Below are 17,262 nucleotides of genomic sequence, written 5' to 3'. Positions count from 1 at the left end.
AGCTTACTCCGTGATCGCGGCAGCTTCGGCTTCCGCCTCTGCTGCGCTCGCACCGCCGCGACCCAGCAGGTCGGCAACCTTCTTGCCACGACGCTGGGCGACCGACTTCGGCGAAGTCTGGCTAACCAGCGCGTCGAAGGTGGCGCGGATCATGTTGTAGGGGTTCGAGGTGCCGACCGACTTGGTCACCACGTCGGCAACGCCCAGGCTTTCAAAGACAGCGCGCATCGGACCGCCGGCGATGATCCCGGTACCGGCCGGAGCCGAACGGACGTTCACTTTGCCAGCACCGAAACGCCCCTTGCCGTCGTGATGCAGCGTGCGGCCTTCCTTCAGCGGAACGCGAACCATCTTCTTCTTGGCCGAGGCAGTCGCCTTGGTGATGGCTTCCGGCACTTCGCGCGCCTTGCCGTGGCCAAAGCCGACGCGGCCCTTGCCATCGCCAACCACGACCAGTGCGGCGAAGCCAAAGCGCTTACCACCCTTAACGGTCTTCGAGACGCGGTTGATGTGAACCAGCTTCTCAATCAGCTCTTCACCGCCGTCCTCGTCGCCGCCACGGCCACGACGATCGTCACGGCCACGGCCACGACCGCCACGGTCACCGCCGCGGTCATTGCCGCCGCGACCACGGCCACGGCCTCGGCCTTCGCGGGCTTCAGTGCCGGCATCACCGCCCTGCACTTCGCCAGCAGCGATCGGAGCTTCGGCTGAGCCGATGGTTTCTGGGGTGTTGTTTTCGTCAGCCATCGTCAGAACTCCAGCCCGCCTTCACGGGCGGCATCAGCCAGCGCCTTGACGCGGCCATGGAACAGGTACCCGCCGCGATCGAACACGACGGAGGTCACGCCAGCCTTCTTCGCTGCTTCGGCCAGGGTCGAACCGACCTTGGCAGCAGCGTCGACGTTGGAACCGCCCTTGCTGCCCAGGGTCGAAGCAGCTGCCAGCGTGCGGCCAGCGGCATCGTCGATGATCTGAGCGTAGATGTGGCGGCCAGAACGGTGCACCGAAAGCCGCGGACGGCCACCAGCGCGCGCCTTGAGCGCGGTGCGAACGCGCCGACGACGGCGCTCGAACAGGGAAAGCTTGGCCATTACTTCTTCTTCCCTTCCTTGCGGAAGATGAACTCGCCGCGGTACTTGATGCCCTTGCCCTTGTAAGGCTCGGGCTTGCGCCAGCGACGGATCTCGGCCGCAACCTGGCCGACCTTCTGCTTATCGATCCCGGAGATTTCGATCGTGGTGTTGTCCGGCGTCTTGATTTCGATGCCTTCCGGCACGGCGAAATCGACGTCGTGGCTGTAGCCGAGCTGCAGCTTCAGGTTCTTGCCCTGGGCCGTGGCGCGGTAGCCGACACCATTGATCTCGAGAACCTTGGTGTAACCTTCGGTCACACCGGTCACCAGGTTCTGGACCAGCGTGCGCTGCATGCCCCAGAATGCACGGGCCTGCTTGCTGTCGTTGGCCGGCTGCACCGAGATGCAGCCTTCCCCAACTTCGTAAGTCACGTGGTCAGCGAGGCTCAGCGTAAGGGTACCCTTGGGGCCCTTCACGGTGAGGGTGCCGTCAGCCACAGCAGCAGTCACGCCACCTGGAACGACAACCGGCTTCTTGCCGATGCGGCTCATTAGAACACCTCCGCCAGCACTTCGCCACCGACGTTCTGGGCGCGCGCTTCGGCATCCGAAAGCACGCCACGCGGCGTCGAGACGATGGTGATGCCAAGACCGTTGCGGATCACCGGCAGTTCCTTGCTGCCCGAGTAAACCCGGCGGCCCGGCTTGGAGACGCGAGCGACATGCTTGATCGCCGGTTCGCCCTCGAAATACTTCAATTCAATCCGAAGCTGCGGATGGGCGCCGGTGGCGTCCTCCGAATAACCACGGATGTAGCCTTCGCGCTGCAGAACTTCGAGCACGCGAGCGCGTAGCTTCGAAGCCGGCGAAAGGACAGAGTCCTTTTTCGCACGCTGGCCGTTACGGATGCGGGTGAGCATATCACCCAGGGGATCGGTCAGTGCCATCGCTTGATCCTTACCAGCTCGACTTCGTCACGCCCGGGATCATGCCCTTGTTGGCAAGATCACGCAGCTCAACGCGGCAAAGGCCGAACTTGCGATAGTAGCCGCGCGGGCGGCCGGTGGTTGCGCAACGGTTGCGAACCCGGGTCGGGTTGCCGTTACGCGGGATTTCCGCCAGCTTCAGGCGGGCGATCAGACGCTCGGTTTCATCGAGCGACTTGTCGTCAGCCTGCGCCTTCAGCGCGGCATACTTGGCCGCATACTTTTGAACGAGCTTCTTGCGACGCTCGTTCTTGTTCACGGAACTCAGTTTCGCCATGGACTTAAGCTCTCTCTAACTCAGGCCGCTTGCGCAGCTTCGGCTTCCGCCGGGAACGGGAAACCGAACAGGCGAAGCAGCTCGCGCGCTTCCTCGTCGGTCTTGGCAGTGGTGGTGACGATGATGTCCATCCCACGCACCTTCTCGATCTGGTCGTAGCTGATCTCTGGGAAGATGATCTGCTCCTTCAGGCCCATGGCATAGTTGCCACGGCCGTCAAACGACTTGGCATTGAGGCCACGGAAGTCGCGGATGCGGGGCATTGCGACAGTGATCAGGCGATCAAGGAATTCGTACATGCGTTCACGGCGCAGGGTAACCTTGCAACCGATCGGCATGCCCTCACGCAGCTTGAACTGCGCGATCGACTTCTTCGCCTTGGTGATCACGGGCTTCTGGCCAGCAATCAGTTCCATTTCGGCGGCGGCGGTCTGGACCTTCTTCTTGTCCTGGCTGCCTTCACCGACGCCCATGTTGAGCGTGATCTTTTCGATCTTCGGAATTTCCATGACGTTCTTGTAACCGAACTTCTCGGTCATCGCCTTGGCGATCTGTTCGTCGTACTTCTTGCGAAGACGCGGCACGTACTTATCAGCCATCGATGGTCTCCCCGGACTTCACGGCCACGCGGACCTTCTTGCCACCCTTGTCTTCAAAACGGACGCGGGTCGCTTTGCCGGTCTTGGGGTCGGCCAGGCCGACCTTCGAGATCGCCATCGGCGCTTCACGGCGCTCGATGCCACCCTGCGGGTTCACCTGGCTCGGCTTGCGGTGACGGGTCGCGACGTTGACGCCCTGGACCACGATCTTGCCTTCCTTCGGCATGACCTGAAGGACAGTGCCGGTGCGGCCCTTGTCCTTGCCCGAGCGGACAACGACGTTGTCACCCTTCTTGATCTTGGCAGCGGACATTAGAGGACCTCCGGCGCAAGGCTGATGATCTTCATGTAGCCCTTGCCGCGCAGTTCGCGAACGACAGGGCCGAAGATGCGGGTGCCGATGGGTTCGGCGTTCTTGTTGATCAGCACGGCAGCATTGCTGTCGAAGCGGATCACGCTGCCGTCGGCACGACGGACATCCTTGCGGGTCCGCACAATAACCGCGCGGTGTACGTCACCCTTCTTCACCTTGGTGCGGGGCTGTGCTTCCTTGACCGACACCACGATGATGTCGCCCACGCCGGCAGTGCGGCGCTTCGAGCCGCCCAGCACCTTGATGCACTGGACGCGCTTCGCGCCGCTGTTGTCAGCGACGTCGAGGTTTGATTGCATCTGGATCATAGATCCGGTTCCTTCTCACTGGCTTGCCGGAACAAGTCCGGCAGTTCCAAAATGGATAGCGTCTTAGACGTCAGCTTCGACCGCAGCGGTCTTGCCGGCCTGGACCCGCTCGATGACCTTCCAGGTCTTGAGCTTCGAAATCGGCGCAGTCTCTTCGATGCGCACGGTTTCACCGGTCTTGAAGGCGTTGTCTTCGTCGTGGGCGTGATACTTCTTCGAACGACGGATGATCTTCCCGTAGAGCGGGTGCTTCACCTTACGCTCGACCTTCACGACCACGGTCTTGTCGGTCTTGTCGGAGACCACGGTCCCGATCAGGATACGCTTGGGCATCTGTGGGCTCCTTACTTGGCCACGCGGGCGCGTTCGCCCTGCAGCGTCTTGATACGGGCGATGTCGCGACGCACTTCCTTGATGCGCGCCGGACGCTCAAGCTGGTTCGTCGCCGACTGGAAGCGCAGGTTGAATGCCTCGCGCTTCAGTTCGGCCAGATCAGCCAGCAGCTGATCGTCGCTCTTGGCCCGCAGGTTTTCGGTCTTGCCAGCCATCATTCGCCTCCGAGGTGCGAGGTGTCGCCCAGGCGGGCAACGACCTTGGTCTTGATCGGCAGCTTCATCGCTGCGCGGCTAAACGCTTCGGCGGCCAGCGGGCCGGCGACGCCGTCCAGCTCGAACAGGATGCGGCCAGGCTTAACCCGGGCTGCCCAGTATTCGATCGAACCCTTGCCCTTACCCTGACGGACTTCGGCAGGCTTCTTCGAAACCGGCACGTCGGGGAACACGCGGATCCACAGACGCCCCTGGCGCTTGATGTGGCGGGTGATCGCACGACGGGCGGCTTCGATCTGGCGAGCGGTGATCCGCTCCGGCTCGAGCGCCTTGAGGCCATAGGAACCGAAGTTCAGGTCGGTGCCACCCTTGGCAACGCCATGAATCCGGCCCTTGAAAGCCTTGCGGAACTTGGTTTTCTTAGGTTGCAGCATGACTTAGTTCCTGCGGTCTTCACGTGCCGGACGCACGCCGGAGGTCTGGGCCTCCATCATCAACCGGTCCTGCGCCATCGGGTCGTGGCCAAGGATCTCGCCCTTGAAGATCCAGCACTTGATGCCGATGATCCCATAGGCGGTCAGCGCTTCGGCTTCCGCATAATCGATGTTGGCGCGCAGGGTGTGCAGCGGCACGCGGCCTTCACGGTACCATTCGACGCGGGCGATTTCCGCACCGCCGAGACGGCCCGAGCAGGTGATCTTGATGCCTTCGGCGCCAAGACGGAGCGCCGACTGCACGGCCCGCTTCATCGCACGGCGGAAGGCAACGCGGCGGATCAGCTGATCGGCAATGCCCTGAGCGACAAGCTTGGCGTCGATTTCCGGCTTGCGGATTTCAACGATGTTCAGCTTGACGTCGCTCGAGGTCATCGCGGCGAGCTGCGAACGCAGCTTTTCGATGTCGGCGCCCTTCTTGCCGATGATGACGCCCGGACGAGCGGCATAGATCGACACGCGGCACAGCTTGGCCGGACGCTCGATGACCACCTTGGAAATCGCGGCCTGCGGCAGCGCTTCCATGATGAACTTGCGCATCTTGAGGTCTTCCTCAAGCATCTGCGCATAGTTCTTGCCTTCGGCGTACCAGCGACTGTCCCAGGTACGGTTGATCTGCAGACGCAGGCCGATCGGGTTGCTCTTGTGACCCATGATCAGGCCTCCTCAACTTCACGGACCACGATCCGCAGCCGCGAGAACGGCTTCAGGATGCGGGTCGACTTGCCGCGGCCACGGGTGTGGAACCGCTTCATGGTGACCGACTTGCCAACGCTGGCTTCAGCCACAACCAGCGCGTCAACGTCGAGGTTGTGGTTGTTTTCCGCATTTGCGATCGCCGAAGCGAGCACCTTGCGAGCGTCGACAGCCATCGCCTTCTTCGAGAAGGCGAGGATGTTCATGGCCTCTTCGGCCTTCTTGCCGCGGATCAGGGCGGCGACAAGGTTAAGCTTCTGAGCCGAACCACGAATGGTGGTGCCGACCGAGAGCGCTTCCTTTTCGCCAACGCGACGCGGAGCAGCTTGCTTGCTCATTAGCGCTTACCCTTCTTGTCGGCGGCGTGGCCGGGGAAATTGCGCGTGGGCGCAAATTCGCCAAGCTTGTGGCCGACCATGTCTTCGTTGACCGAGACCGGGACGAACTTCTGGCCATTGTAGACGTTGAACGTCAGACCGACGAACTGCGGCAGGATCGTCGAACGACGCGACCAGGTCTTGATCGGTGCGGCGCGAGTGCCGGCTTCCTGCTGGGCTTCCGCCTTTTTCAGCAGGTGCAGGTCGACGAAGGGGCCTTTCCAGACGGAGCGTGCCATGGTGGCTTACCTCTTCTTCTTGGCGTGACGCGAACGGATAATCATCTTGTCCGTCTGCTTGTTGTGGCGAGTGCGGGCACCCTTGGTCGGCTTGCCCCACGGGGTAACCGGATGACGGCCACCCGAGGTGCGGCCTTCACCACCACCGTGCGGGTGGTCGACCGGGTTCTTGGCGACGCCGCGGGTCAGCGGACGACGGCCCAGCCAGCGGTTGCGACCGGCCTTGCCCAGGTTCTGGTTCTGGTTGTCGGGGTTCGAAACCGCGCCAACCGTGCCCATGCAGTCGCCGCGCAGGTAGCGCTGCTCGCCCGAGTTGAGGCGAACAATGACCATGCCGCGGTCACGACCGACGACCTGGACATAGGTCCCGGCCGAACGAGCGATCTGACCGCCCTTACCCGGCTTCATCTCCACGTTGTGGCAGATGGTACCGACCGGCATCTGGCTGAGCAGCATCGCGTTGCCCGGCTTCACGTCGGTCTTTTCACCGGCAACCACCACGTCACCAACAGCAAGGCGCTGCGGCGCGATGATGTAGGCCTGTTCACCGTCTTCGTACTTGACGAGCGCGATGAACGCCGTGCGGTTCGGGTCATATTCCAGACGCTCGACGGTGGCCGGCATGTCCCACTTACGACGCTTGAAGTCGATGAAGCGGTACTTCTGCTTGTGGCCGCCGGCGATCCCGCGCGAGGTCACGTGGCCCTTGTTGTTACGGCCACCGGTCTTGCGCTTGCCTTCGGTCAGAGCCTTGACAGGCTTGCCCTTCCACAGCGCCGACTTGTCGACCAGGATCAGGCCGCGACGGCCGGGGCTGGTCGGGTTATAGTTCTTGAGTGCCATGGTTCAGCCTCAGATCCCGCTGGTGACGTCGATCGACTGGCCAGCAGCCAGCGTCACAACGGCCTTCTTCACGTCCGAACGCTTGTAGGGCTTACCCTTCCAGCGCTTGGTCTTGCCCTTCTGGGTCAGCGTGTTCACGCTCTTGACCTTCACCCCGAACAGCGCCTCAACGGCAGCCTTGATTTCGGGCTTGGTTGCCTTGTTGACAACCTTGAAGACCACAGCGTTGTTTTCGCTGAGCAGCGTCGACTTTTCGGTGATGTGGGGAGCCACGATCACGTCGTAGTGACGCGTGTCGATTGCGTCCTTAGCCATTGAAACGCGCCTCCAGCTTTTCGACCGCGGCGCGCGTCAGCACCAGCGTATCATGCTTCAGGATGTCGTAGACATTGGCGCCGATCGCCGGGAGGACGTTCACGCCCACCAGGTTGGCCGAAGCGCGGGCAAAGCCCTCGTTCACGGCTTCACCGTCGATCACCAGAACCTTCTTGCCCCAGTTCGCCTTGGCGAGCTGAGCCGCAACGGCCTTGGTCTTGACGTCCTTGATGTCCAGGCTGTCGACCACAATCAGGCTACCCTGGGCCTTGGCCGAGAGTGCCATCTTCAGGCCCAGCGCACGAACCTTCTTGTTCAGCGACACGTCGAATTCACGACGGCGCGGACCCATGGCCTTGCCACCACCGATGAAGATCGGGGCTTTGCGATCACCGTGACGAGCCGTACCGCCGCCCTTCTGGCGACCGAACTTCTTGCCGGTGCGGGCCACGTCCGAACGCTCGCGAGCGGCGCGGGCGATGCCGCGGCGGTTCTCGAGCTGCCAGGTGACAACGCGGTGGAGGATGTCGGCGCGCGGCTCAAGGCCGAAGACCGCATCGTTCAGCTCAATGTCGCCCTTGCCGGCAGTACCATCGAGATTGGAAAGCTTCACCTTCACGACTTAGCCCTCCTGGCCTTCAGCGGCTTCCGGCGCATCAACCACCTCGGCGGGGGTTTCTGCGGGAGCAGCGGCGTTGCTGTTCGAGGCCTGCTTCAGGCCAGCGGGATAGGGAGCCTCGACGTGACGGCTAACCTTCACGGCATCGAAAACGGTCAACCACGAGTTCTTCGCGCCCGGGACCGAGCCCTTGACGAAGATCAGGCCGCGTTCGTCATCGACGCGAACCACTTCGAGGTTCTGCTGAGTCCGATTGCGATCACCCATGTGACCGGCCATCTTCTTGTTCTTGAAGACGCGGCCCGGATCCTGACGGTTACCAGTCGAACCGTGGGCACGGTGGCTGATCGAAACACCGTGGGTGGCGCGCATACCGCCGAAACCCCAGCGCTTCATGGCACCCTGGAAGCCCTTACCCTGGGTCGTGCCAGCAACGTCGACCATCTGACCTGGCACGAAGTGCGAGGCAGCGATCGTTGCGCCGACTTCCAGCACAGCATCATCGGCCACGCGGAATTCGACAACCTGGGCCTTGAGGGGCACCTGGGCCTTGGCGAAATGTTCACGCTGCGGCTTGGCAACGTTCTTTTGCTTGGCTGCGCCTGCACCCAGCTGAAGCGCGACGTAACCGTCACGTTCGGCGGTGCGAACCGAAACCACCTGGCAGTCTTCCAGCGCCAGGACGGTAACCGGCACATGCCGACCGTCCTCCTGGAACAGGCGGGTCATCCCCACCTTCTTGGCGATCACGCCGGTACGCATGATCCGTTCTCCTACAGAGGCCTGTGGGGACCATCCCCAAAGGCGTGTTCAGCCCAAAATGTGAAGCGAGCCCCGTCCGGGCTGAGTGCCACCTTGCGGTGGCGAGACGGGGGACGCTGACCCGGATAAATCCGGAGGTATCCCTTGTGTCCCCAGCTATTGCCGGGGCTCTGTCTCGTCGCGGGTTTCCCTGTTGGGGTTCCGCTAGGAGCCGGGCCGAAGCCCGGTAGCGAGAGGCCCTTAGGCCGCTCCAGCAGATTAAGCCAGCTTAATCTCGACGTTCACGCCGGCCGCCAGGTCGAGCTTCATCAGCGCGTCCACGGTGGTGGCGTTCGGCTGCACGATATCGAGCAACCGCTTGTAGGTGCGAACTTCGAACTGCTCACGCGACTTCTTGTCGATGTGCGGCCCGCGGTTAACGCAGAACTTCTCGATCTGGGTCGGCAGAGGAATGGGGCCCCGGATCAACGCGCCAGTGCGACGGGCGGTCTCGGCGATTTCGCCAGTCGCCTGATCAAGCACACGGTGATCGAATGCCTTGAGGCGAATGCGGATATTTTGAGCTTCCATTGTGTCCTGCTACCGATGAGAAAGAGCAAAAGGGCTTTCGCCCCAAACAAATTCGAAGCGCGCCCCTACACGGGGGGCGGGAATCATGCAAGCCCCTTTTGCTGCGCATTTGCGGCATTCTTGAAGGGTCAGGACCAGCCCGTTCGGGCGCGTAAGAATATATCCCATAAATCGCCGGCGACGTAACAGACCGCCGTTTGGCACCCGTGATTCAGCGCTGCTTCTTTTTGCCGAGGGGCGCATTGAAATCAGGATCCTTGCCGGCAACCCAGGATACGAACTTTTCAACTCGCGGCTCGATTCTCAGCAGGCTGGCATCGAGGCCATAGCGTTGCAGTTCGGAATTGGTGAAAGTCGTGATCAGCATGTTCTGGCAGATCGGGTGCATCGGCACCGTATCGCGCCCACCGCGGCTCTTCGGCACGGGGTGGTGCCAGATAACTGTTTCGCCGCACGGCCGCTCGCATAGCCAGCAGTCGGGCGGCGGCGGGGCCTCGGCCACATCGACTTCATCCTGCCAGAGGTCTTCGCGCGGGCCATGTTTGGAATACTTTCGGGCCATGCTGTCTCTCCTGCCCCATGGAAGCGGTAACGAAAAAGCCCGACCTCCTTGCGGAGGCCGGGCCTTTTTGTCTCGGTTGCCCGAGGATCGACGAATTACTTCGTGATCTTCGAGACAACGCCCGAACCGACGGTGCGGCCGCCTTCGCGAATTGCGAAGCGCAGACCTTCATCCATCGCGATCGGAGCGATCAGCTTGACCGACAGGGCGATGTTGTCGCCCGGCATGACCATTTCGGTGCCCTCGGGGAGGATAACTTCACCGGTCACGTCAGTGGTGCGGAAGTAGAACTGCGGGCGGTAGTTGGCGAAGAACGGCGTGTGACGACCACCTTCATCCTTCGACAGCACGTAGACTTCGGCCGAGAATTCGGTGTGCGGCGTGACGGTGCCCGGCTTGGCCAGAACCTGACCACGCTCAACGTCTTCACGCTTCAGACCACGAACCAGCGCGCCGATGTTGTCGCCAGCTTCACCCTGATCGAGCAGCTTGCGGAACATTTCAACGCCGGTGACGACGGTCTTCTGGGTGTCCTTGAGGCCCACCACTTCGACTTCTTCGCCAACCTTGACGATACCGGTTTCGACGCGGCCGGTCACAACCGTACCACGACCCGAGATCGAGAACACGTCTTCGACCGGCATCAGGAAAGGCTTGTCGGTCGGACGCGGCGGCTGCGGGATGGCGGTGTCGACAGCATTCATCAGGGCAATGATCGATTCCTTGCCGATGTTGTCGTCGCGGCCTTCGAGAGCGGCCAGAGCCGAACCCGGGATCACGGGGATGTTGTCGCCATCGAAGCCGTACGAGCTGAGCAGCTCGCGGATTTCGAGTTCAACGAGCTCGAGGATTTCGGCGTCGTCGACCTGGTCAACCTTGTTCATGTACACGACCAGAGCCGGCACGCCGACCTGGCGGGCGAGCAGGATGTGTTCACGGGTCTGCGGCATCGGACCGTCAGCAGCGTTCACCACGAGGATGGCGCCGTCCATCTGAGCCGCACCGGTGATCATGTTCTTCACATAGTCAGCGTGGCCCGGGCAGTCGACGTGCGCATAGTGACGGGCAGCGGTTTCGTACTCGACGTGAGCGGTCGAGATGGTGATGCCACGCTCGCGCTCTTCGGGAGCCTTGTCGATGTTTGCGAAATCGACGGCTTCACCGCCGTTCACTTCCGCCATAACCTTGGTGATCGCAGCGGTCAGGGTGGTCTTACCGTGGTCAACGTGACCGATGGTGCCGATGTTGCAGTGCGGCTTGGTCCGCTCAAACTTAGCCTTAGCCATTGTCTCAAACCTTCTTTCGCTTTGAATTGAATCTGCGGGGTTTGGACGGCGCCCGCTGAATCAGGCGCCGCCCCTAGCCTGATCGGACTGATCAGGCAACCCTATGTTGACGTATCATCTTGCCGCTTAGGCAAGCTTCTCCTTGATCTCGGTCGCGACATTCGCCGGGACCTCATCATAGTGGTCGAAGAACATCGAGTAATTCGCCCGGCCCTGCGTGAAGGAACGCAGCTGGTTGACGTAACCAAACATGTTCGCAAGCGGCACCATCGCCGTCACTGCCTGCGCGTTGCCGCGCGAGTCAGTGCCCTGGATCTGGCCGCGACGCGAGTTGATGTCGCCGATGACGTCGCCGAGGTATTCCTCCGGCGTGATCACCTCGACCTTCATGATCGGCTCAAGCAGCTTGATGCCCGACTTCTGGGCAACTTCGCGCATGGCACCGCGGGCGGCGATTTCGAAGGCCAGGGCCGACGAGTCTACGTCGTGGTACGCACCGTCATAAAGCAGGACTTCGAAGTCGATGATCGGGAAGCCGATGAGCGAGCCGGTTTCGGCCGTTTCACGGAAGCCCTTTTCAATCGCGGGGATATATTCCTTCGGAATGTTACCGCCCTTGATTTCGTCCTTGAAGGTGAAGCCCGAACCGCGCTCACCCGGGGTGACCTTGACCTTAACGCGGCCAAACTGACCGGTACCACCCGACTGCTTCTTGTGGGTGTAGTCAATGTCGACCGGCTTCGCGAGGTATTCACGGTAAGCCACCTGCGGCGCACCGACGTTCGCCTCAACCTTGAACTCACGCTTCATGCGGTCGACAAGGATTTCGAGGTGAAGTTCACCCATGCCCTTGATGATCGTCTGGCCCGATTCATGATCGGTCGAAACGCGGAACGAGGGATCTTCGGCGGCCAGGCGGTTGAGCGCGATGCCCATCTTTTCCTGGTCAGCCTTAGTCTTCGGTTCCACCGACAGTTCGATCACCGGCTCAGGGAATTCCATCCGCTCAAGAATGATCGGCTGCTTTTCCGAGCACAGCGTATCGCCGGTGGTGGTTTCCTTCAGACCGGCGAGCGCCACGATGTCACCCGCATGGGCTTCTTCGATGTCTTCACGGCTGTTGGCATGCATCAACAGCATGCGGCCAACCTTTTCCTTCTTGCCCTTCACCGAGTTCAGGTAGCTGCCCTTGGTCAGCGTGCCCGAATAGATGCGGGTGAAGGTCAGCGAGCCGACGAACGGGTCGTTCATGATCTTGAACGCCAGCGCCGAGAACGGCGCATCGTCAGCCGTTGCGCGGCTGTCGGCTTCTTCGGTGTCCGGGTTGATGCCCTGCACGTCTTCGATGTCGAGCGGCGAAGGCAGGTAGTCCACCACCGCGTCGAGCAGCGGCTGAACGCCCTTGTTCTTGAACGCCGAACCACACAGCACCGGCACGAACGACTGGTTCAGCGTACCCTTGCGGATCAACTGCTTCAGCGTCGCCACGTCAGGCTCGTTACCTTCCAGATAGGCTTCCATCGCCGCGTCGTCCTGTTCGACGGCGAGTTCGATGAGCTTTTCGCGGTACTCAGCAGCCTTGTCGGCAAGGTCAGCCGGGATTTCTTCATAGAAGAACTCGGCGCCCAGGCTTTCATCCTTCCAGATGATCGCACGGTTTTCGACCAGATCGACCAGGCCCTTGAAATCGCTTTCGGCGCCGATCGGCAGGTACAGCACCGCCGGGGTGGCACCAAGGCGATCGATGATCGTCTGGACGCAGTAGTAGAAGTTGGCACCGGTGCGGTCGAGCTTGTTGATGAAGCACATCCGCGGAACCTTGTACTTGTCCGCCTGGCGCCACACGGTTTCCGACTGCGGCTCAACGCCGGCAACGCCGTCAAACGCGGCCACCGCGCCGTCGAGCACGCGCAGCGAACGTTCGACCTCAATGGTGAAGTCAACGTGGCCGGGGGTGTCGATGATGTTCAGGCGGTGATCGTTCCAGATGCAGGTGGTCGCGGCCGAGGTGATCGTGATCCCACGCTCCTGCTCCTGCTCCATCCAGTCCATGGTCGCGGCGCCGTCGTGGACTTCGCCGATCTTGTAGGACTTGCCGGTGTAGTAAAGGATACGCTCGGTCGTGGTGGTCTTACCGGCGTCGATGTGCGCCATAATACCAAAGTTGCGGTACCGTTCGAGAGGATGGCTGCGTGCCATGATAGGGGGTGTCCTTTACCAGCGGTAGTGGCTGAACGCGCGGTTCGCGTCGGCCATGCGGTGGGTGTCTTCGCGCTTCTTCACCGCGTTGCCGCGGTTGTTGGCAGCGTCCAGCAGCTCGGCCGAAAGGCGCGCGCTCATGGTGGTTTCGCTGCGGTTGCGCGCGGCCGAGATCAGCCAGCGGATGGCCAGAGCCTGGGCGCGTTCCGGGCGAACTTCAACCGGAACCTGATAGGTCGCACCACCAACGCGGCGGCTGCGGACTTCGATCTGCGGCTTCACATTGTTCAACGCATCGTGGAACAGCGCAACCGGATCGCTCTTGGCGCGGGTTTCCATGGTTTCGAGCGCACCGTAAACGATGCTTTCGGCAACCGACTTCTTACCATCGAGCATGAGGTTGTTCATGAACTTCGACAGGATCTGATCGTTGAACTTCGGATCCGGCAGGATTTCCCGCTTCTCGGGACGACGACGACGTGACATTTTTCCAACTCCTTCGGAGTGCGGCCAGGCTATCCAGCCTGCCCTTGCGGCTCCGGCCCACTCCCCCTCCCGGCCACCCAGAAGCTACCTTCGCGAAGGTGGCCGGGAGGGGGAGCGGTCCTGCGCCGCCGCGCTTAAACCTTACTTCGGACGCTTGGCGCCGTACTTCGAACGGCTCTGCTTGCGGTCCTTGACACCCTGGGTATCGAGCACGCCGCGCAGAACGTGATAGCGCACGCCGGGAAGGTCACGCACACGGCCGCCGCGGATCAGCACCACCGAGTGCTCCTGCAGGTTGTGGCCTTCACCCGGAATGTACGAAATCACTTCGCGCGAGTTCGTCAGACGGATCTTGGCAACCTTGCGAAGTGCCGAGTTCGGCTTCTTCGGGGTGGTGGTGTAAACGCGGGTGCAGACGCCGCGCTTCTGCGGGTTCTGTTCCATCGCAGGGACCTTGCTCTTGGCCTTCTGCGGTTCGCGACCCTTGCGGATCAGCTGGTTAATCGTAGGCATGAAGTACTCTTCACCTTGGTTGTGGTCCAAGCGGCAAGGTGAAGAGAAACGAATCGCGAATGCGCCAAGCGCGGGGCAGACCCCGCAGCGACCAATCGCGAGCCGAAAACGCTCCACCCGGCTGAAAAGACCGGGTTACTTTGACGGATTACCTGTGAAAGCAGGCGCACCGGCAATGTTCAGCTCAAACCAGGACAAGCCCGGAAGAGCGCGGCCCCTAGGTGAAATCCAGCGGATGGTCAAGGAGAATGGGGGGAGACATTCTCAGCCCCATCCTACCTGCGCTAGCGGATTGTATCCGCAAGCTGCGGTATCCTTCCCCCATCACAGGGGGAAGAATTTTGGAGCAAAACCATTTTCCTACAGACCCTTGGCTCTGGTACAGGATCACCTTGTCTGTGAGCGCCGCGTCAGGCGGCCCGGAGGTATCCGATCATGTCAGAAACAGAGCCGCCCGCCGGGGCGCGAGGCGCAGCGCGTGGGGCGTTGACCTGCCGCTCAGCCCGCCCTTCCCGCCGGACCAGCCGCACGGCCTTTGCCGATCTGCCGCTGGAGCAGGATGATCCGCTGCTGGGCTTCAACCCCTATTGCCACAAGGCGCCGCGGCGCAATTCGATCACGCCGGAGCGGCAGCAGGCCTTTATCGCCATGCTGGCGGCAACCGGCATCGTGACGCAGGCGGCGCGGCATATCGGGGCTTCGCTGGAGGCGCTCTATCGCCTGCGCCACAAGCCGGGCGCGGAGGGCTTTGCTGCTGCCTGGGAACTGGCGATTGATCGCGGGATCGCGCGGCTGGAGGATTGTGCGCTGGAACGCGCGATTGCGGGCGAGGAGCGCCCGGTGGTGCGCGGGGGCGAAGTGGTGGGCACCTGGCGGCGCTATGACACGGCGCTGCTGCTGTTTCTGCTACGCCAGCGCCGGGGGCACCGCTGGGCGGCGAACGGCACGCACTATGCCGCGCTGCGCCCCGGCCATCCGGTCTATGAACGGTTGCGCGCCGAATGGGACGCACAGGAAGCCGAGGATGCGCAAGCGGTCTATGACAGCATCGACGCGATGATCGACCAGATGCGGGCCAACGCCATCGCCAACGCCGCGCAGTTGGCCGATGCACCCGGCTCGGAGGATGACCTTACAGGTTGAACGCGGGCCGCGCGGCCAGCCGGGCGCGCCAGGCGGACAGGTTAGGCCTCCCCTCGCCCGGGTCGATCCGCAGCACGCGGGCGAAATCGACCGCGACGCCGCAGGTGATATCGGCAATCGAGAAGCCGCTGGCGGCAAGGTAATCGCGGGTCGCGAGGTGCGCATCGAGCTTGTCGAGGAAGTGCAGCAGCCGCGCCTTGCCGCGTTCGGCCAGTTCGGGGATCTGGGCATAGTTGACCGGCCCCGGGAGCGCACGGTCCTTCATCGCCGGGGCGCTGTTGCGCATGGCTTCGGCAATGGCCATCAGGCATTCACCCTCGGCCTTGCTGTTCCAGCTGGCAATCTCGGCCTTGTCGACCGGGGTGGTGCCAAACAGCGGCGGATCGGGCTTGAACGCCTCGGCCCAGGCGGCAATGGCGGCATTGTCGGCCAGCACGGTGCCATCCTCCAGCGCGAGGGCGGGCACGGTCAGCCCCGGGTTGATCGCGCGGTAGGCGTCAGACAGGTGCTCGCCCGCAGCCAGATCGATGATCCGGGTGTCATGGGCAATGCCCTTCTCCGCCAGCACGATGCGCGCCCGGCGCGGGCTGGGTGCGCGGGGGAAGTCATAGAGTGTGGGCATGGGCTTACGCTCCTCCTTCCCCCGCAGCCGGTCAGAGCCGCTCGATGATGATCGCCGGGGCCATGCCGCCAGCCGCGCACATGGTAACCAGGCCATAGCGGCCGCCCGAACGCTCCAGCTCATCCAGCGCGGTGCCGATCAGGATCGAGCCGGTCGCGCCGATCGGGTGGCCCAGCGCCATGGCGCCGCCGTTGATGTTCACCTTCTCGCGATCGAGCTTGAGATCGCGGATGAACTTCTCAGCCACAACGGCAAAGGCTTCGTTGATTTCCCAGACGTCGATGTCCTCAACCTTGAGGCCCGCCTTTTCAAGGACCTTCTTGGCCGCCGGAACCGGGGCGTTGAGCATCAGCGTGGGGCAATCGCCCTGGTTGGCATAGGCGACGATCCGGCCGCGGGGCTTGAGGCCGTGCTTGTCGGCATAGTCCTTGCTGGTGATCAGGATCGCGGCGGCGCCATCGACCACGCCCGAGGAGTTGCCGGCGTGGTGCACGCCCTTCCAGTCAAGCTCAGGGTACACGCGCTGGATCTGCTTCTTGAAGGTAACGCCGCCCCCCAGATCAAAATCAGCCATGCCATCGAAGCTGGCCTTAAGCGAGGACAGCCCTTCCATGGTGGTTTCGGGGCGTGGGAACTCCTCATGGTCGAGCGCCACGGTGCCATCATCGTTGTAGACGGTAACCACCGACTTGTCGAAGCGGCCTTCGCGGATCGCGCGGGCGGCGCGTTCCTGACTGACCAGCGCCAGGGCATCGAGGGCCTGACGATCGATCCCCTCGCGCGCGGCAATCGCATCGCCGCAAACGCCCTGGTGGCTTTGCGGATGGATCGCATCGAGCGCCAGGTTGCCCGAACCCATGCCCAGCGGACGAATGCCCGCATTGGCCAATTCAGCACCATAGGCAGCGGTGAAGCTCATCATCTCGGTCCCGCCGGCGATGACGCAGTCTTCCATGCCCGACATGATCGTGGCCGCCGCCAGGTTCACCGAAGTGATGCCGCCACCGCAGAACCGGTCAAGCGTGGTGCCGCTGGCCGAGATGTCATAGCCGGCGGCCAGCGCCGACATGCGGCCCAGGTCCCCGCCCTGCTTGCCGTTCTGGCTGGAGGTTGACCAGATGATGTCGTCAACCGTGCTCGTATCCAGTCCGTTGCGATCCTTTATTGCCTTGAGGCAGGTCGCGGCGAGGTGCTGCGGGTGGAGGTGCGACAGGGCACCCTTGCCCGGCTTGCCAACCCCACGCGGGGTCCGGACGGCATCGATGATATAGGCTTCGGCCATGGTGGCTCCTCCTCAAGATGAAATGCAGTTGCGGGGCAGGTTCAAACCTGCTTTGACTCCGGTTTAACCGGTCAATTAAATTGCGCAA

At 62.4% G+C, this 17,262-nt stretch carries 27 protein-coding genes; 1 reads left to right on the top strand and 26 read right to left on the bottom strand.

Annotated elements, in window-relative coordinates; translation table 11 throughout:
- Positions 1–3: 3 nt before the first annotated feature.
- The 24 genes from rpsE to rpsL form a co-directional block, all read right to left on the bottom strand.
- Entirely contained in the window at positions 4–750 is a 747-nt protein-coding gene (rpsE, locus tag RQP55_RS00515) for a 30S ribosomal protein S5 (RefSeq protein WP_315608220.1), read from the bottom strand.
- A 2-nt stretch (positions 751–752) separates the two neighbouring features.
- Positions 753–1,094 (bottom strand): 50S ribosomal protein L18, encoded by a 342-nt coding sequence (gene rplR, locus RQP55_RS00510; protein ID WP_147091439.1) that lies wholly within the window; start codon positions 1,092–1,094, stop codon positions 753–755.
- Positions 1,094–1,627: a 50S ribosomal protein L6 gene (rplF, locus tag RQP55_RS00505; protein ID WP_315608219.1), complete on the bottom strand. Its 534-nt coding sequence runs from the start codon at positions 1,625–1,627 to the stop codon at positions 1,094–1,096. Before rplF ends, rplR begins: the two co-directional genes overlap by 1 nt.
- Positions 1,627–2,022 carry a 30S ribosomal protein S8 gene (gene rpsH, locus RQP55_RS00500; RefSeq protein ID WP_088307798.1) on the bottom strand — a complete coding sequence of 132 codons (396 nt, stop codon included), beginning with the start codon at positions 2,020–2,022 and terminating at the stop codon, positions 1,627–1,629. The genes rplF and rpsH overlap by 1 nt, the downstream gene beginning before the upstream one ends.
- 10 nt (positions 2,023–2,032) lie before the next feature.
- The gene (gene rpsN, locus RQP55_RS00495; protein ID WP_315608218.1) at positions 2,033–2,338 is read right to left on the bottom strand and encodes a 30S ribosomal protein S14; all 306 of its coding nucleotides are present in this window, start codon (positions 2,336–2,338) and stop codon (positions 2,033–2,035) included.
- Between the two features lie 20 nt (positions 2,339–2,358).
- Positions 2,359–2,937 carry a 50S ribosomal protein L5 gene (gene rplE / locus RQP55_RS00490; protein WP_315608217.1) on the bottom strand — a complete coding sequence of 193 codons (579 nt, stop codon included), beginning with the start codon at positions 2,935–2,937 and terminating at the stop codon, positions 2,359–2,361.
- Positions 2,930–3,250 carry a 50S ribosomal protein L24 gene (rplX, locus tag RQP55_RS00485; RefSeq protein ID WP_315608216.1) on the bottom strand — a complete coding sequence of 107 codons (321 nt, stop codon included), beginning with the start codon at positions 3,248–3,250 and terminating at the stop codon, positions 2,930–2,932. Before rplX ends, rplE begins: the two co-directional genes overlap by 8 nt.
- The gene (gene rplN, locus RQP55_RS00480) at positions 3,250–3,618 is read right to left on the bottom strand and encodes a 50S ribosomal protein L14 (RefSeq protein WP_147091444.1); all 369 of its coding nucleotides are present in this window, start codon (positions 3,616–3,618) and stop codon (positions 3,250–3,252) included. Before rplN ends, rplX begins: the two co-directional genes overlap by 1 nt.
- A gap of 63 nt (positions 3,619–3,681) precedes the next feature.
- Positions 3,682–3,951 (bottom strand): 30S ribosomal protein S17, encoded by a 270-nt coding sequence (rpsQ, locus tag RQP55_RS00475; RefSeq protein WP_147091445.1) that lies wholly within the window; start codon positions 3,949–3,951, stop codon positions 3,682–3,684.
- A gap of 11 nt (positions 3,952–3,962) precedes the next feature.
- Positions 3,963–4,166, bottom strand: coding sequence for a 50S ribosomal protein L29 (rpmC, locus tag RQP55_RS00470; RefSeq protein ID WP_315608215.1), 204 nt, complete (start codon positions 4,164–4,166; stop codon positions 3,963–3,965).
- The gene (gene rplP / locus RQP55_RS00465; protein WP_315608214.1) at positions 4,166–4,600 is read right to left on the bottom strand and encodes a 50S ribosomal protein L16; all 435 of its coding nucleotides are present in this window, start codon (positions 4,598–4,600) and stop codon (positions 4,166–4,168) included. Before rplP ends, rpmC begins: the two co-directional genes overlap by 1 nt.
- A gap of 3 nt (positions 4,601–4,603) precedes the next feature.
- Entirely contained in the window at positions 4,604–5,314 is a 711-nt protein-coding gene (rpsC, locus tag RQP55_RS00460; protein WP_315608213.1) for a 30S ribosomal protein S3, read from the bottom strand.
- A gap of 2 nt (positions 5,315–5,316) precedes the next feature.
- The gene (gene rplV, locus RQP55_RS00455; protein ID WP_147091449.1) at positions 5,317–5,694 is read right to left on the bottom strand and encodes a 50S ribosomal protein L22; all 378 of its coding nucleotides are present in this window, start codon (positions 5,692–5,694) and stop codon (positions 5,317–5,319) included.
- Entirely contained in the window at positions 5,694–5,972 is a 279-nt protein-coding gene (rpsS, locus tag RQP55_RS00450; RefSeq protein WP_315608212.1) for a 30S ribosomal protein S19, read from the bottom strand. The genes rplV and rpsS overlap by 1 nt, the downstream gene beginning before the upstream one ends.
- 6 nt (positions 5,973–5,978) lie before the next feature.
- The gene (rplB, locus tag RQP55_RS00445; protein WP_315608211.1) at positions 5,979–6,815 is read right to left on the bottom strand and encodes a 50S ribosomal protein L2; all 837 of its coding nucleotides are present in this window, start codon (positions 6,813–6,815) and stop codon (positions 5,979–5,981) included.
- A 9-nt stretch (positions 6,816–6,824) separates the two neighbouring features.
- Positions 6,825–7,130, bottom strand: a complete 306-nt coding sequence (locus tag RQP55_RS00440; protein ID WP_315608210.1) for a 50S ribosomal protein L23 — start codon at positions 7,128–7,130, stop codon at positions 6,825–6,827.
- The gene (rplD, locus tag RQP55_RS00435; protein WP_315608209.1) at positions 7,123–7,749 is read right to left on the bottom strand and encodes a 50S ribosomal protein L4; all 627 of its coding nucleotides are present in this window, start codon (positions 7,747–7,749) and stop codon (positions 7,123–7,125) included. Before rplD ends, RQP55_RS00440 begins: the two co-directional genes overlap by 8 nt.
- Before the next feature lie 3 nt (positions 7,750–7,752).
- Complete coding sequence (gene rplC, locus RQP55_RS00430) at positions 7,753–8,511, bottom strand: 50S ribosomal protein L3 (protein WP_315608208.1); 759 nt, start codon at positions 8,509–8,511, stop codon at positions 7,753–7,755.
- Positions 8,512–8,769: 258 nt separating this feature from the next.
- Positions 8,770–9,081, bottom strand: coding sequence for a 30S ribosomal protein S10 (rpsJ, locus tag RQP55_RS00425; protein WP_147091455.1), 312 nt, complete (start codon positions 9,079–9,081; stop codon positions 8,770–8,772).
- A 211-nt stretch (positions 9,082–9,292) separates the two neighbouring features.
- A complete protein-coding gene (locus RQP55_RS00420; RefSeq protein WP_315608207.1) occupies positions 9,293–9,643 on the bottom strand; it encodes a hypothetical protein in 351 nt (116 codons plus the stop codon).
- A 95-nt stretch (positions 9,644–9,738) separates the two neighbouring features.
- Complete coding sequence (gene tuf, locus RQP55_RS00415; protein WP_315608206.1) at positions 9,739–10,929, bottom strand: elongation factor Tu; 1,191 nt, start codon at positions 10,927–10,929, stop codon at positions 9,739–9,741.
- Between the two features lie 126 nt (positions 10,930–11,055).
- Positions 11,056–13,128, bottom strand: coding sequence for an elongation factor G (gene fusA / locus RQP55_RS00410; protein ID WP_315608205.1), 2,073 nt, complete (start codon positions 13,126–13,128; stop codon positions 11,056–11,058).
- A gap of 15 nt (positions 13,129–13,143) precedes the next feature.
- Positions 13,144–13,614, bottom strand: coding sequence for a 30S ribosomal protein S7 (gene rpsG / locus RQP55_RS00405; RefSeq protein ID WP_315608204.1), 471 nt, complete (start codon positions 13,612–13,614; stop codon positions 13,144–13,146).
- Between the two features lie 141 nt (positions 13,615–13,755).
- On the bottom strand, positions 13,756–14,127 hold the full coding sequence (gene rpsL / locus RQP55_RS00400; protein ID WP_169492430.1) for a 30S ribosomal protein S12: 372 nt from the start codon (positions 14,125–14,127) through the stop codon (positions 13,756–13,758).
- A gap of 435 nt (positions 14,128–14,562) precedes the next feature.
- Here rpsL and RQP55_RS00395 point away from each other — a divergent pair, with 435 nt between their 5' ends.
- Complete coding sequence (locus RQP55_RS00395; RefSeq protein WP_315608203.1) at positions 14,563–15,270, top strand: hypothetical protein; 708 nt, start codon at positions 14,563–14,565, stop codon at positions 15,268–15,270.
- Here RQP55_RS00395 and RQP55_RS00390 read toward each other — a convergent pair.
- Positions 15,260–15,892, bottom strand: coding sequence for a glutathione S-transferase family protein (locus RQP55_RS00390; protein ID WP_315608202.1), 633 nt, complete (start codon positions 15,890–15,892; stop codon positions 15,260–15,262). The genes RQP55_RS00395 and RQP55_RS00390 overlap by 11 nt on opposite strands.
- A 31-nt stretch (positions 15,893–15,923) precedes the next feature.
- Positions 15,924–17,174, bottom strand: coding sequence for an acetyl-CoA C-acetyltransferase (locus RQP55_RS00385; protein WP_315608201.1), 1,251 nt, complete (start codon positions 17,172–17,174; stop codon positions 15,924–15,926).
- Between the last annotated feature and the right edge of the window lie 88 nt (positions 17,175–17,262).

Source organism: Novosphingobium sp. APW14, assembly GCF_032337075.1.
GTDB lineage: Bacteria > Pseudomonadota > Alphaproteobacteria > Sphingomonadales > Sphingomonadaceae > Novosphingobium.
The sequence above is the reverse complement of the archived record's forward strand: the minus strand, read 5'-3'. Positions and strand labels throughout refer to the sequence as shown.

Excerpts from the sequence above, each read along its gene's own strand:
- rplB (WP_315608211.1), bottom strand. The coding sequence starts at position 6,815 with ATGGCACTCAAGAACTATAACCCGACCAGCCCCGGCCGTCGCGGCCTG.
- rpmC (WP_315608215.1), bottom strand. The coding sequence starts at position 4,166 with ATGGCTGGCAAGACCGAAAACCTGCGGGCCAAGAGCGACGATCAGCTG.
- RQP55_RS00440 (WP_315608210.1), bottom strand. The coding sequence starts at position 7,130 with ATGGCTAAGGACGCAATCGACACGCGTCACTACGACGTGATCGTGGCT.
- tuf (WP_315608206.1), bottom strand. The coding sequence starts at position 10,929 with ATGGCTAAGGCTAAGTTTGAGCGGACCAAGCCGCACTGCAACATCGGC.
- rpsG (WP_315608204.1), bottom strand. The coding sequence starts at position 13,614 with ATGTCACGTCGTCGTCGTCCCGAGAAGCGGGAAATCCTGCCGGATCCG.
- rplE (WP_315608217.1), bottom strand. The coding sequence starts at position 2,937 with ATGGCTGATAAGTACGTGCCGCGTCTTCGCAAGAAGTACGACGAACAG.
- rplC (WP_315608208.1), bottom strand. The coding sequence starts at position 8,511 with ATGCGTACCGGCGTGATCGCCAAGAAGGTGGGGATGACCCGCCTGTTC.
- rpsN (WP_315608218.1), bottom strand. The coding sequence starts at position 2,338 with ATGGCGAAACTGAGTTCCGTGAACAAGAACGAGCGTCGCAAGAAGCTC.
- rpsJ (WP_147091455.1), bottom strand. The coding sequence starts at position 9,081 with ATGGAAGCTCAAAATATCCGCATTCGCCTCAAGGCATTCGATCACCGT.
- rpsC (WP_315608213.1), bottom strand. The coding sequence starts at position 5,314 with ATGGGTCACAAGAGCAACCCGATCGGCCTGCGTCTGCAGATCAACCGT.
- rpsQ (WP_147091445.1), bottom strand. The coding sequence starts at position 3,951 with ATGCCCAAGCGTATCCTGATCGGGACCGTGGTCTCCGACAAGACCGAC.
- fusA (WP_315608205.1), bottom strand. The coding sequence starts at position 13,128 with ATGGCACGCAGCCATCCTCTCGAACGGTACCGCAACTTTGGTATTATG.
- RQP55_RS00390 (WP_315608202.1), bottom strand. The coding sequence starts at position 15,892 with ATGCCCACACTCTATGACTTCCCCCGCGCACCCAGCCCGCGCCGGGCG.
- RQP55_RS00420 (WP_315608207.1), bottom strand. The coding sequence starts at position 9,643 with ATGGCCCGAAAGTATTCCAAACATGGCCCGCGCGAAGACCTCTGGCAG.
- rpsL (WP_169492430.1), bottom strand. The coding sequence starts at position 14,127 with ATGCCTACGATTAACCAGCTGATCCGCAAGGGTCGCGAACCGCAGAAG.
- rplP (WP_315608214.1), bottom strand. The coding sequence starts at position 4,600 with ATGCTGCAACCTAAGAAAACCAAGTTCCGCAAGGCTTTCAAGGGCCGG.
- rplX (WP_315608216.1), bottom strand. The coding sequence starts at position 3,250 with ATGTCCGCTGCCAAGATCAAGAAGGGTGACAACGTCGTTGTCCGCTCG.
- RQP55_RS00395 (WP_315608203.1), top strand. The coding sequence starts at position 14,563 with ATGTCAGAAACAGAGCCGCCCGCCGGGGCGCGAGGCGCAGCGCGTGGG.
- RQP55_RS00385 (WP_315608201.1), bottom strand. The coding sequence starts at position 17,174 with ATGGCCGAAGCCTATATCATCGATGCCGTCCGGACCCCGCGTGGGGTT.
- rplV (WP_147091449.1), bottom strand. The coding sequence starts at position 5,694 with ATGAGCAAGCAAGCTGCTCCGCGTCGCGTTGGCGAAAAGGAAGCGCTC.
- rplN (WP_147091444.1), bottom strand. The coding sequence starts at position 3,618 with ATGATCCAGATGCAATCAAACCTCGACGTCGCTGACAACAGCGGCGCG.
- rpsE (WP_315608220.1), bottom strand. The coding sequence starts at position 750 with ATGGCTGACGAAAACAACACCCCAGAAACCATCGGCTCAGCCGAAGCT.
- rplR (WP_147091439.1), bottom strand. The coding sequence starts at position 1,094 with ATGGCCAAGCTTTCCCTGTTCGAGCGCCGTCGTCGGCGCGTTCGCACC.
- rpsH (WP_088307798.1), bottom strand. The coding sequence starts at position 2,022 with ATGGCACTGACCGATCCCCTGGGTGATATGCTCACCCGCATCCGTAAC.
- rplF (WP_315608219.1), bottom strand. The coding sequence starts at position 1,627 with ATGAGCCGCATCGGCAAGAAGCCGGTTGTCGTTCCAGGTGGCGTGACT.
- rpsS (WP_315608212.1), bottom strand. The coding sequence starts at position 5,972 with ATGGCACGCTCCGTCTGGAAAGGCCCCTTCGTCGACCTGCACCTGCTG.